The organism is Gottfriedia sp. NPDC057991 (genome assembly GCF_042886615.1).
In the GTDB taxonomy this organism is placed as follows: Bacteria; Bacillota; Bacilli; order Bacillales; family Bacillaceae_G; genus Gottfriedia.
This window is the reverse complement of record NZ_JBHVQN010000005.1, coordinates 334,056-347,601: the sequence shown is the minus strand read 5'-3', so window position 1 is coordinate 347,601 and position 13,546 is coordinate 334,056. Positions and strand designations below refer to the sequence as shown.

The window sequence follows — 13,546 nt, the reverse complement described above, 5'->3', positions numbered from 1 at the left end:
TGTTCATTGCTAAACACATTTATGAAATTTGTTTAGTAAGCACATATTCCAAAAGGATGATCTAAAATGAGTCAATCATTGAGAGAAATAAAAGTTGCAAAAACTAAGAAATTAATAAAAGAGACGTTGTTAGATTTAATAGAAGAAAAAGGATTCGAAGCTATTTCAGTTAGAGATATTACTTTAAAAGCAGGATTAAATCGCGGTACATTTTATCTACATTACAGAGATAAATATGATTTAATGGAAAAAGGTCAAAATGAAATATTGGAAGGATTACAGGATCGGCTTATATTTATAAGGCCAAAAGAAATGAATGAGTTTTATTCAAATGATATGGTCTATCCACCTATTCTTAATGTATATCATTATTTAAAAGAAAATCAAAGATTTATAAAAATTTTAATTAGTACAAAAGGTGACCCAGCTTTTCCGAAGAAAATGAAGGAACATATTAAAGAGACGATTTATGAAAAACTAGTGGATTTATTAGAAGAAGAATACATGATTGATATTCCACATGAATATACAACTGCATTTATTTCATCGGCATTCTTTGGACTTATAGAGCAATGGCTAGAAAAAGAAGAACCAATTACGCCTGAAGAAATGGCAATCATGCATATGAAACTTTTGAAATTTATGAAGACATTTGTTAGTCAAATCGCTAAATAATGTAGGATAGCGATGCCATAAAAAAGATGTCTCAAGACTTTTATTTGAGACATCGATTTTCCTAAAAATATTAAGATCTTGTTTCTGATATTGCAGTTCTTACCTTTTCAAATGATGTTTTAGCTTTATGAGAGTTTAAGATCATTAAGTTTACGTATAATGCATCAATAATACTTAATTGTGCAATTCTAGATGCCAGTGCTTCTGGTCGATATTCTGTTTCCTCGGAAGAGGTGTAAAGCGAGACATCAACATTTTGACTTAACGTAGATTTTGGGAAACCTGTAATTCCAATCGTTTTGGTACCGTTTTCATTTAATACTTGCAAAATACGAAGGATGTCTTTATTTGAGCCTGAATGCGAGATAACAATCGCCACATCTTCTTTTGTCAGTTGAGAAGCTGACATTAATTGAAAGTGTGAGTCAGTGTATGAGTTTGCTTTTATTCCTGTGCGAATAAATTTATGGAAGGCATCCATCGCAATAACAGATGAGCCACCTACACCATATAATTCAACTTTATTAGCTTTTAATATAAGATTTACTGCTTTTTTAAACGATGCACTATCTAGAATTTGGGCAGTGTTTTCAAGTGTTCGAATATTAGATTGAAATATTTTATTCGCGATTGTTATCTCATCGTCAGTTTCGTTAATTTCTTCATGGATTTGCTGGATCGGTGTCATAATTTCAGATGCTAATGCAATTTTGAGCGCTTGGTAACCTTTAAATCCAATCCGTTTACAAAATCTAAAAACAGTTGCATCAGCAACGTTTAGGTCTTCAGCTACTTCTGTAATTGTACTGTGAATTATATGCTTTGGGTTTTGTAATATATAATCAGCAATCTTTTTTTCTTTATCACTTAATCGCGCATAGTAAGAACGAATTTTACCTAAGCTGTTCGTTTGTTCCATATTGTTTACACCTTTCGAGTAAATTGAGTTTTAGTTATAAATAAATTTTTAATATAGTATTAAATTGAAAAAAATGTATTTTGAAGATTTAGAAAAGAAATATAATTTGCTTAATTATTATTATATAGGAAAAAAGAGTTTTTTTTAATAATAATATGAAAACCCTTTCACGTAAAAATTATTTCGTATATATTAATTTTTGTCAAAAAAAATTTTTTCACACATGTTTAGTATAGCAAATTTTCAAAATAAGTGGGTTAAGTGATTAAAAAGAGTCAAAAAAGGAATTTGGTTTAAATGAAGAAAGATGAAAATTAACATAGTTGGCTGAGTAGGTCTTTAGAAATAAATAAAAAATAACAAATTAGTCTTTAAGGTAGGATTTCATTTTTGGATTCTATCTTGTTTATAGTAATAATGTATTGGGTTTGGATTAAAATTTACTAGTACTAGGTATAAATCATTAATTGTTTTTTCCTTAAAAGGATATTAAAATTTAGTAAAGAATATTTAGATAAATATGGTTATAGAGATAGAGGAGGGTGCATATGATTGAGGGGGAAATCATAAAGTTTTATCGTGAAAAAATGGGATTAACTCAAGCGATGCTTGGAGAAGGTATATGTACAACTACTCATGTTAGTAAAATAGAAAGAGGAAAGACGGCATACTCACCTGATATTATCGCTTTATTTTCAGATCGTTTAGGAATCAATATTAATCAAGAAGTCCAATCGTTTTATAATTTAGAGAAAAAATTACATCTTTGGCACGACGCATTAGTTATGAAAAAAGAAGCTCAAATTGTAGAAATTAAAGCAGAACTTGAACAATTGCCCTTTATTGATTATTCACAATATGCAGCCCATTATAATTTACTAAGAGCAAGATATTATTTTCATTATCAAAATTTAGATATGGTTAAGCAAATACTTACATATGTGAAAAAAGAATTTAGTGATTTATCTCCTTTCGAGAAGAATTTATTCTATCATCTTCAAGGTATGTACTATATATCGAACTATACTAGCCTAAGTAATGAAGACCATCAAAAGGCAATTAAAGTATTAAAGATGATCAACATTGATGAGTATCGAAATGAAGAATACTATCACCATCTAGCAATTGCCTATCATTTTGGAAGCTCAAAAATCTTAGCGTATAAATATGCCGAAATGGCACTTAAGTTTTTTCAAAGAACGAATAATTATTTATTCGCAATTAGTTCTGAAACACTTATGCTATTGCAGTACGGTAGTGAATTAGAAATGAATTTTAGTGAAGTTGTAGAACGCTATAAAGATTTAATTCATAACTGTGAAGTATTAGGCGATCGAGAACGCAAGGCTATTTTATTAAATAATCTCGGAGTGAAATACTTTAAGCGAGAAGAATATGAAACTGCATTGTATTATTTTGAAGAAAGTATTAATGAAACCGAAAATAAAAAATCAATAAATTACTTAAGAAGATTATGCAATTATTTAGAGACATGTACAGAAGGGATACTATTAGAAAAAGAGATACTTCTTAGTGTGATGAAAAGAGCATTAGCATTAGCAAAAATGTTAAAAAGCCCAGTACATATTACACTGATTAAACTATTTAAGCTTAAGGCTGAGGGAGCCCGTGAAAAATTTTATCAATATCTATCAGATGAGGCACTCCCATTCTTTTATTCTACTAATAATAAATTTTATATCGAACAGTTTGGTAAGAAATTATATAAATACTATATAGAGATCAAAGAGTTTCAAAAAGCAGCAGAGTTGTATGAGTCAATTGAACATACATTTGTAAGCATGTAAAAAAATGAGGGTGTCCCAAAAGGGGTACCCTCGTTTTTTTGCTGAAAAATTCAAATAAGAGGTTCAACAATGCAAATAAATATTGGCGAGTTACAAAAAAACAGTGAACTGCAAATAAAATCTGAGAATCGCAATTAAAATTAGAGAATAGCAATTAAAATTGCCAAAACTGCAATTAAATCCAAGGAAATCGCAAATAAAGTTAATAATTACCCATACTGGATGGGGTATTTTATGCCTCGGGAATTGTATAATAGTCGATTATTTTAAATGGAAAACTAGCTAATGTAATTTAAATCTTAAAATATCGAATAAACTATTCTAATTGTTTTTAAAAATAGATAAGTATCTCATCTACAAATGAAAGTACTGCCTGAGATGCCCCCACTACTTAGATTAACATGGCTAAAAACTTTATAAATAATTGTTCCAGAAGAGTTAAGGAGACATCCCGTGAAATTAGAGATGGCTCCTTTTTTTGTCTTTTATAGAAATTTATTTCGTGGTAATAGGCTAATAAATTAATAGATTGAATGTAAATTGCATGAAATTGGTTTATTCCGATGGGGAATTATGTTGTAATTTGTCGATTTTTTTAAAGGGTATTGAGTAAACGTTGATAAATCAGGGTTTGTTATAACCCAATTGATTAAAAAAAGAAAATTCACAATAATATAATTAATAGAAAAAAACGACAAACGTCATTCTATTTTGTTGATTACTAGAAGAAGTTGTCAAAAAAAACTTAATTCTAGTAATTAACGTTAAAGGCAAACTAAGAAGAAAAATGAACTGGAGGAAGAAAAATGGGGGAAAAGAGAGAAAGAAGTAAAGTTCTAAAAAGTTTTACCGTATTAGCATTAACATCTAGTTTTATTTTAGGTTCTGCTGGACAAGTATCAAATGTGTCCTTAGCAGCAAGTCCAAGTAAGTCAGAAGATATTTTGGCGAGTTTAAGTTCAGAGCAAAGAGCAGCTTTAAAGCAGCTTTCAACTAGTGAAGACTCTGGGCTGCAAATTTCCTCTAATATTAATTTGGACTCTACTGAACAAACAAAAGTCATTGTAGAGTTTGCTAGTAAGCCAGTTAAAGTCGCTCAAATTGAAGCGAGTGTAGAAGGTAAAACTTTAACAAAATCAGATGCAGAAAAGCAGATCGATCAAGATCATGATACTTTTACGAAAGATGCTAACCAAGTTTTAACAACTAGTAAAAGTAAAAAAGTAGATTACAAAATTAATCATTCATATAAACATGCATTCAATGGTGTCTCCATGACATTACCAGCAAATCAAATTAAGAATCTACTAAAATCTAAAGCTGTAAAAAAGGTATGGAGTAACCAAACTTTTACAATTGACCCACCTAAAGAAAATGATCAACTAAAAGCAGATGAAGCAAATGTTGCAAACTATACACCATATGATGCTCTAGATCGCTTACATGCTGAAGGGTTTACGGGTAAAGGAATTAAAGTAGGGATTCTAGATACAGGGATGGATTATCATCACCCAGACTTGAAGGATGCTTATAAAGGTGGATATGATTTCGTTGATAACGATAATGATCCAATGGAAACAACTTATGCAGATTGGAAAAAATCAGGTCAACCTGAAATTAGTGGCTCATCAACTTATTATACTGAGCATGGTACACACGTAGCTGGTATTATTGGTGGACGTGGTGTAGCGAATAGTGAATATAAAACAGTTGGTGCGGCACCTGATGCTGACCTTTATTCTTATCGAGTGCTAGGACCTTATGGATCTGGTACTGAGGAAGACATTATTGCAGGAATCGATCGTGCTGTCCAAGATGGTATGGATGTTATAAATATGTCATTAGGTGCAACCTTAAATGATCCGCTTTATGCAACATCGATTGCAGTAAACAATGCTGTATTAAGTGGTGTGACTACAGTTGTTGCAGCAGGAAATAGCGGCGATCAAATGTATACGCTTGGTTCACCAGGTGCTGCAGCTTTAGCATTAACAGTTGGTGCATCATCAATCGCGTTAGATGTTTATCAATATGCTGGAGTAAATAATGGCAAAAACTATTCAGTTAGACAATTAGCTCGAAATTATTCAGATGACTTAACATCATTAAAAGGTAAAACATATCAGTTAGTTGATGTTGGTTTAGGTAATCCAGCAGACTTCAATGGTAAAGATGTAAATGGAAAAATTGCTTTCATTAAACGTGGAACAATTGCATTAATTGATAAAATTAAAAATGCAAAAGCAAAAGGTGCAGTTGGCGTTTTAATGTACAACGACGAAACAAATCAAGCTGAAGGTGCAATCCAATCTTTCCTTGGCGAATCAGTTGATGCAATTCCAGCATTCTCTATTTCTAATCAAGAGGGTATAGAAATTGCAGCTGCAATCAAAGCTGGTAAATCAGAATTCACTTTTGGTGATTTTAAAAAGGTACAAACAGCATCAGATGAACTAGCTGGATTTAGTTCTAGAGGTCCGTCTCGAGTAAATTATGATATTAAGCCAGAAGTAACAGCCCCTGGTGTGGCGATCCTTTCAACTGTACCATTTTATGTAAATAATAAAACAAGTGATGGATCAAAACCTGAAGATTATAAATATGCATATGAACGCTTATCAGGAACATCGATGGCGACACCTTATGTAGCAGGTGTATCAGCATTATTACTTCAATCAAATAAGGACTTACAACCAGAAGATATTAAATCGATTTTAATGAACACGGCTGATCCGTTATCAAAAGCTTATAGTGTATTTGAGGCAGGTAGTGGACGTGTTGATGCATATGAAGCAATTCATTCGAATGTAGAATTAGAAGTAGTAGACCAAACACCGACATATATTAATGGCAAACAAAAGTCTATTCAAGAATTAACTGGTGGCATTAGCTTCGGATCATATGGTTTCGATGATAAAGATATTACAGATTCTCGCAATATTACATTAAAAAATCGTAGCGAAAAGGCTAAAACATTTAATGTAAATGTGAAATTCCAAACTGGATTAAGAGGATCTAAAGATGCAGCTAGGAATAATGTAACACTTACTGGTCCTACTTCTGTAAAATTAAATGGAATTAGCCAAAAGAATGTTAAGTTTGACTTAAATATTCCAAAAACAGCTGAAAAAGGAACTTACGAAGGTTTTATTACATTTACGAATACAGCGGATCCATCAGAAACATATCAAATTCCATTTGGTGGTCGTGTAGTTGATGAAGGCATAGATTATTTAAAAATCGATAACCCGATGTATGGTAATGATACAAGCTGGCCTGCTAATGCATTCCCATTTTTATCGTTTGACCTTTCATTGAAATCACATATGAAAACATTAGATGTATTACTACAAGATGCTAAAACAGGTGAGGATATAGGTTTAGTTGGTTCATTTACACCAATCACAATGAATGAAAATCAAGATTACTTTATTGGAAGAGGATTTAGTTCAATTTACTATCCATTTACTGGTGATGCAAAAAATCCAATTAGCTATGATCCAGTAGTAGCAAAAGCAGGAAACTATAAATTAAAACTAGTTGGTACGAATGAAAAAGGTAAAACATTCGTAAAGACTGCTGATTTTATTTACGATGTTGCAGCACCTACTATGACTTCTAGCTTCGACACATTAGATCAAAAAGTAATTGAATACAAAGATAGCCAATTTGACTCAAATGGACAATTCTTATACGACTTTAACATTAACCTAAATGATCCAGAAACTGCTGAAGCAAGTCGCTTAGGTTTCCCAGTAAATCAGTCAAATAATGCAGTTGTATCGTTTCACGATAGCCCGTTCCCAGCTAATCCAATTAAAACAGATAAGAACGGTAACTATACTGACCAAATTTTAGTGAAAAAGCGTTCTACACCATTACAAGTTTCATTCTATGGTATGGATGCAGCAAGAAACTTTACTGGAAATGCAACAAATATGTTAAGACTAGTATTCGTAGATCAAAATTTCCCTTACTACTATTTAAAAGCAAATAAACAAACAGTTACAACAGGCGATACGGTAAATTACAGTGTTCGCTCAAATAACGTGAAAAACTTAAAAACAACAAAAATCAATTTAAAAGTTGATCCAAATCTTGCAACAATTCAAAATGTCGTTGTAAATGATGCAGTAAAACAATATGGTGATGCACAAGTTTCAGTAACTTCAGTACCTTCTGGATTAAGTCAGCTTTATACATTTACATTTACTTATAATGGAACAAAAGCTTTACCGGAAGACTTACAATTATTTAATTTCGATATGAAAACAGCAGAGAAATATACAAGATCAGTTCCAAATGACTGGTATTCAATGACGGCATCTACCTTTGATCAATCAAATGTTGTGACAAATGATGTGTATGCGTACATGGAATCTTATAAAATTAAGAACACTTATTCAAAAATAGATGGTGCATTACGCTTAGAAGGAACAACAGATCCTGCAACAGGTAACACAAATTATGCGCTTGATCAAAGTGCAATTGGCGCAAAAGTAACCGTAACATCTTATGATGGAAAAACAACTGTTCAACCATCAATCATTAAGAGCGGACAATATAGTGCAGAAGGGCTGAAAGCAGATACAAAACCTTATACTTATCAAGTTGATGTACCAGGGCATTTTACAATGAACAGACAGGTGCTTTTATCAGATGAAGTACGTGGAGAAACCCTAGGAAAGAGATATAATTTAGGTTTATTAACAGCTGCAGCTGGAGATGTTAACAAAGATGATGTAATTGATGTGTTAGATGCATTAGCTGTACAAACGTATTGGGGTACAAATAAAGCTACAGCAGACTTTAACTTTGATAAAGTAGTAGATAAAAAGGATATGGACTTTGTTGTTCGAAACTTTGGATTACAAAATCCTACAGTTGATAAAGCACCAAAACCAAAAACTACTTATAAAGGTGCAACTTTAGATAGTATTTTAAAAGATTTAGGTTTAGACAAATAATAAAAGAGTTAGATTAGGGAAGCCAGTTAATTTGGCTTCCCTTTTAAGGTTGTGTGTATTTACGTGCGGTAGTGAAGTGCAAATAAAATAGTCAAAACTGCAATTAAAAAAGCGAAATCTACAATTAAATAGGGGAGCGTGCAAATAAATATACGAAAACTGCAAATAAAATAGTCAAAACTGCAATTAAAAAAATCAAATCTGCAAATAAAGCCATTAATTTTAAATAAATTGAGTGAAAAATCTTGGATCAGTAAAATGTTAAATTGAAAATGACCAAAAAAAAAGTAAAGTCCAATGAAACAATCGAAAAGCACAATCTGAGTAGTCATAAAGCCCTCTCAGACTGCCCAAAAAACTTTACGTTCTTATTTGCTCATTACCTTTTAAAGCGCACTCCCCCTTCACTCTGTAGTTACTTTTCATCAAAAAATGAGTTAATTTTTGATCGTTTTAAATGAAAAACAGACTTAATAAATGATGAATTAAAATATTCTAAAATAGTTTTATCGTGTTCAATTCGTAAAAAAGCTATCATTTCGGGGGGGATTTAGAACTATTAAAGTTTAATTAAAATTAGTAAGCGTTTTCAAATAGCTGACACTTTCTGTTGAAATGATATAAAAATTGGGTTATTTCGATTGTTTTTCACGGGAGAATTTTGAAGAATTCTGTCGAATGTAGAGAGGGAAAATTTAAAACTTTGGTAAATTAGGCGAGGGATAACCCAATTGACCGAAAATTGGAATAAATTGATAATAAATGTAGAAAGTAAATTTGATGTAAAGAGTTAAATATGAAGATAAAAAATAGCTTACTATTTTATAAATCATAGATCTTCATTGAATTTTACTTTAGATAAATAAAGCCAGGAGGAAGAAGAATGGGGAAAAGAGTAAAGAAAAGTAAGTTTGTATCAGGCTTTACCGTATTAGCTCTATCATCTAGTGTTGTTGTTGCACCGATTGCTCATGTAACAAATGTTTCAAAGGCAGCAGGGAATACGAAGACAGAAACAATACTTGCAAATTTAACTTCCCAGCAACGAGCTGCTTTAAAACAAATTATAACGAATGAAGCGACAGGGCTTCAAATCTCATCAGACATTGACCAAACGACTACAAAACAAACTTCAGTCATTGTTGAGTTTGCAAATAAACCGGCGAAAGTGGCTCAAATTGAGGCGCAAGTAGATGGCAAATCATTAACTGAGGCACAGGCGGGGAAACTAGTTGATCAAGATCATACTACTTTTAGTGCAGAAGTGGGACAAGTTCTTAAAGATGAAAATAATAAAAAGGTAGATTTTAAAATTAAGCATTCATATAAAACTGCCTTTAACGGTGTTTCAATGAGTCTACCAGCAAACCAAATTAAGAATCTATTAAAATCAAAAACAGTTAAAACTGTATGGAGTAATGAGAAGTTCTCTATTGACCCTCCAAAAGAATCAGATAAGAATAGCGAGTTAAAAGCAGACGAGTCTAAAGTAGCAAACTATACGCCATATGATGGTTTGGATAAGCTACATGCTGAAGGCTATACGGGTAAAGGGATTAAAGTTGGTATTCTTGATACAGGTATCGATTATAACCATCCAGATTTAAAAGGCGCTTTCAAAGGTGGATATGATTTTGTAGATAATGATAATGATCCAATGGAGACTACATACGCTGATTGGGTTAAAGCTGGTAAACCAGGTTCTGCAAATGGAGCTGACTATTATACTGAGCATGGCACTCACGTAGCAGGTATCATTGGTGGACGTGGTGCATCAGATAGTGAATACAGACAAGTTGGTGCAGCACCAGAATCTGATATCTATTCTTACCGTGTACTTGGTCCTGGTGGAGTTGGAACAAGTGAAGCAATCATTGCTGGACTTGATAAAGCAGTTAAAGATGGTATGGATGTTATTAATATGTCATTAGGTGCATCGTTAAATGATCCACTTTATGCAACTTCGATCGCGGTTAACAATGCTGTATTAAGTGGCGTAACGACTGTCGTAGCTGCAGGAAATGACGGAGATCAAATGGACACATTAGGTTCACCGGGAGCGGCTGCATTAGCATTAACTGTCGGAGCTTCATCAGTTGCAATTGATCTTTATCAATTTAACGGAACACAGGATGGAAATAAATACAACTTTAGACAATTAGCTCAAAACTATTCTGATGATATACCAACATTAAAAGGTAAAACCTATCAACTAGTTGATGTAGGTTTAGCAAATCCATCTGATTTTACAGGAAAAGACTTAAAAGGTAAGATTGCTTACATTCAACGTGGAACAATTGCATTAATTGATAAAATTAAAAATGCAAAAGCAGCTGGCGCTGTAGGTGTATTAATGGCTAATAACATTGATAACCAAAGTGAAGGAACGATCCAAGCATTCTTAGGTGAGTCGGTAGATGCAATTCCTTCATTCTCAGTTTCATATGAAGAGGGATTAAAAATAACAGCAGCAGTTAAAGCAGGTAGAAATGAAGTTACTTTTGGTGACTATTCTAAGCTACAAACTGCTTCAGATGAATTAGCGACTTTTAGTTCAAGAGGACCATCACGTGTAAACTACGATATCAAGCCAGAAGTTACTGCTCCAGGTGTTTCAATTCTTTCAAGTGTACCGTTTTATGTAAATAATAAAACAGGCGATGGATCAAAGCCTGAAGATTATAAGTATGCATATGAACGTATGTCTGGAACGTCAATGGCAACACCATATGTAGCAGGTGTATCCGTATTATTACTACAATCAAATAAAGATTTACAACCAGAAGATATTAAATCAATCCTAATGAATACAGCTGATCCATTATCAAAAGCTTATAGCGTATTTGAAGTAGGTAGTGGACGTGTAGATGCATATGAAGCAATTCATTCAAATGTAGAATTAGAAGTGGTTGATAAAACACCAACGATCGTAAACGGAAAAGAAAAATTAATTAATGAGTTAACCGGTGGGATGAGTTTTGGTTCATTTGGATTTGATAATAATGATATTGCAGATTCTCGCAGTGTTACTTTAAAGAATCGTAGTGAAAAGGCAAAAACATTTAGTGTTGACGTGAAATATCAAACAGGATTAAGAGGATCTAAGGATGCAGCTTCAAATAATGTTACACTTTCAGGACCTACATCAGTTAAGTTAAACGGTATTAGTTCAAAATCAATTAAGTTTAATTTAAACATTCCTAAAACTGCTGAAAAAGGAACATATGAAGGCTATGTTACATTCACGAATACTGCCGATCCAACTGAACAATATCAAATTCCGTTTGGTGTTCGTGTAGTTGAAGAAGGTATCCAATCATTTAATTTAATCAACCCACTTTATTCAAATAAGATTACGAATCCAACTTATGCGTACCCATTTATTGATGGAAGTGTTTCTCTAAAAACACATATGAAATCATTAGATGTGATCGTTCAGGACCCAACAACTGGTCAAGACTTAGGTATTATTGGTTCATTTAATACTTCAGTAATGAAAGAAGATGTCGTTTACAATATCGGACGACTGGTTGGTGCATATTACTTCCCATTCACTGGAGATGCGAAAAACCCGATTAGCAGTAAATATGAATTAATTAAACCAGGTCACTACAAATTAAGACTAGTTGGTGTGAGTGAAAGTGGGAAAACATTTGCTGAAGCTAGAGACTTTATGATGGAATATGGTATTCCAAATATGACTTCAAGCTTTGACAAGTTAGATCAAAAGGTTATCGAATATAGTGATAATCAACTAGATAAAAATGGACAAATGTTATACGACTTCAACATTAACGTAAATGATCCAGAAATTGACGAAGCGAAAAAATACGGTATTAAAACTGACCAATCAGATAACACAATTGTTTATACTTATAATTCTTTCTTCCCATCATTACCTATTAACGTAGATAAAAACGGGGATTATAATGATCAAATTCTAGTTGATAGCAAATATTCAGTATTACCTTTAACATTCTATGGAATGGATGCAGCATTAAATCCAACTGCTCAAATTAGAATTGCTTTTGTAAAAAATACAACACCTTATTATTACTTAAAAGCGAATAAGCAAAATATCGTACCTGGAGATACTGTAAACTACTCTGTAAAAGCAAATAATATTAGTAACTTAAAAACAACTAAACTAACACTTCAATTGAATAATAATCAAGGAATCATTGATAATATCCAAGTGAATGATGAAGTTAAAAAATATGGCGACGCCCAAGTTACAGTAAAAACATCACCGACTACTTGGGACTATATTACGCAATATGACTTTACTTTTACTTACTCAGGTTCAGCTAAGTTACCAGAGGATACTCAATTATTTAATTTCGATATTAAAACAACCGATAAATCATTTACAACAGGATCAGCAATTAACTTCTCAGGTAACGGTACATCTACTATTGATACATCAAATGTAGAAACGAAAAATGTTTACACTTATATTGAAGGATACAATGTAAAACCATCAGTTTCAAAGCTTACAGGTACACTTCAAGTAGAAGGAGCAAAAAACCCTCTAACAGGTGAAACAAACTATGCGATCGATCAAAGTAAATTAGGTGCAAAAATTACATTAACATCTTATGATGGCAAAACTGTTTTACAAGCACCAATTACTTCAAAACAAGGTGATTACGCATTCGATGGCGTAAAAGTAGACAATAAGCCTTATACATTATCTGTAGATGTACCAGGTCACTTCACAATGAATCAAACAATGGATACTTTATTTGATAATATCCGCGGTGATTTAATTGGTAAGCAATTACGCTACTTGTTAGATGTTGCACCTGCTGGTGATGCAAATAAAGACAATGTAATCGACGTACTAGATGCCTTAGCTGTACAAACATACTGGGGCACAAACAAAACATCTGCTGACTTCAACTTTGATAAAGTAGTTGATGCAAAAGATATGGATTATGTAGTTAAGAATTTTGGATTACAAAATTCAACAGTTCCAAATCCTCCTAAAGCTAAACAATCATATAAAGGTGCTACATTAGATAGTATCTTAACAGATTTAGGACTAAACAAATAATAAAAGCAGCCTTCTCCCGATTATTTTTTGGGAGAAGGCTTTTTAATTTTACTTTTATCGTTCTTTTTTCTCCCCCTATATCCTGCATTTTAAATACAATGGTAAATTTATACATAAAGAA

At 32.5% G+C, this 13,546-nt stretch carries 5 protein-coding genes; 4 read left to right on the top strand and 1 reads right to left on the bottom strand.

Annotation, left to right across the window (positions count from 1 at the left end; all coding sequences use genetic code 11):
- Positions 1-66 precede the first annotated feature (66 nt).
- Positions 67-675 carry a TetR/AcrR family transcriptional regulator gene (locus ACFVR2_RS18175; protein ID WP_387364749.1) on the top strand — a complete coding sequence of 203 codons (609 nt, stop codon included), beginning with the start codon at positions 67-69 and terminating at the stop codon, positions 673-675.
- Between the two features lie 70 nt (positions 676-745).
- Here the strand turns inward: ACFVR2_RS18175 and ACFVR2_RS18170 are convergent, their stop codons facing one another.
- Positions 746-1,594: a MurR/RpiR family transcriptional regulator gene (locus ACFVR2_RS18170; RefSeq protein WP_335473299.1), complete on the bottom strand. Its 849-nt coding sequence runs from the start codon at positions 1,592-1,594 to the stop codon at positions 746-748.
- Positions 1,595-2,142: 548 nt separating this feature from the next.
- Between ACFVR2_RS18170 and ACFVR2_RS18165 the strand changes: the two genes are divergently transcribed.
- The 3 genes from ACFVR2_RS18165 to ACFVR2_RS18155 all read left to right on the top strand — a co-directional run bounded on the left by ACFVR2_RS18165 (position 2,143) and on the right by ACFVR2_RS18155 (position 13,425).
- The gene (locus ACFVR2_RS18165; protein WP_387364746.1) at positions 2,143-3,402 is read left to right on the top strand and encodes a helix-turn-helix domain-containing protein; all 1,260 of its coding nucleotides are present in this window, start codon (positions 2,143-2,145) and stop codon (positions 3,400-3,402) included.
- An 806-nt stretch (positions 3,403-4,208) separates the two neighbouring features.
- Complete coding sequence (locus tag ACFVR2_RS18160; protein WP_387364743.1) at positions 4,209-8,369, top strand: S8 family serine peptidase; 4,161 nt, start codon at positions 4,209-4,211, stop codon at positions 8,367-8,369.
- Between the two features lie 883 nt (positions 8,370-9,252).
- A complete protein-coding gene (locus tag ACFVR2_RS18155) occupies positions 9,253-13,425 on the top strand; it encodes a S8 family serine peptidase (RefSeq protein WP_387364740.1) in 4,173 nt (1,390 codons plus the stop codon).
- Positions 13,426-13,546: the final 121 nt, after the last annotated feature.

What these genes read in the sequence shown, in the direction of transcription:
- ACFVR2_RS18175 (WP_387364749.1), top strand. Translation starts at nt 67, where the DNA reads ATGAGTCAATCATTGAGAGAAATAAAAGTTGCAAAAACTAAGAAATTA.
- ACFVR2_RS18170 (WP_335473299.1), bottom strand. Translation starts at nt 1,594, where the DNA reads ATGGAACAAACGAACAGCTTAGGTAAAATTCGTTCTTACTATGCGCGA.
- ACFVR2_RS18165 (WP_387364746.1), top strand. Translation starts at nt 2,143, where the DNA reads ATGATTGAGGGGGAAATCATAAAGTTTTATCGTGAAAAAATGGGATTA.
- ACFVR2_RS18160 (WP_387364743.1), top strand. Translation starts at nt 4,209, where the DNA reads ATGGGGGAAAAGAGAGAAAGAAGTAAAGTTCTAAAAAGTTTTACCGTA.
- ACFVR2_RS18155 (WP_387364740.1), top strand. Translation starts at nt 9,253, where the DNA reads ATGGGGAAAAGAGTAAAGAAAAGTAAGTTTGTATCAGGCTTTACCGTA.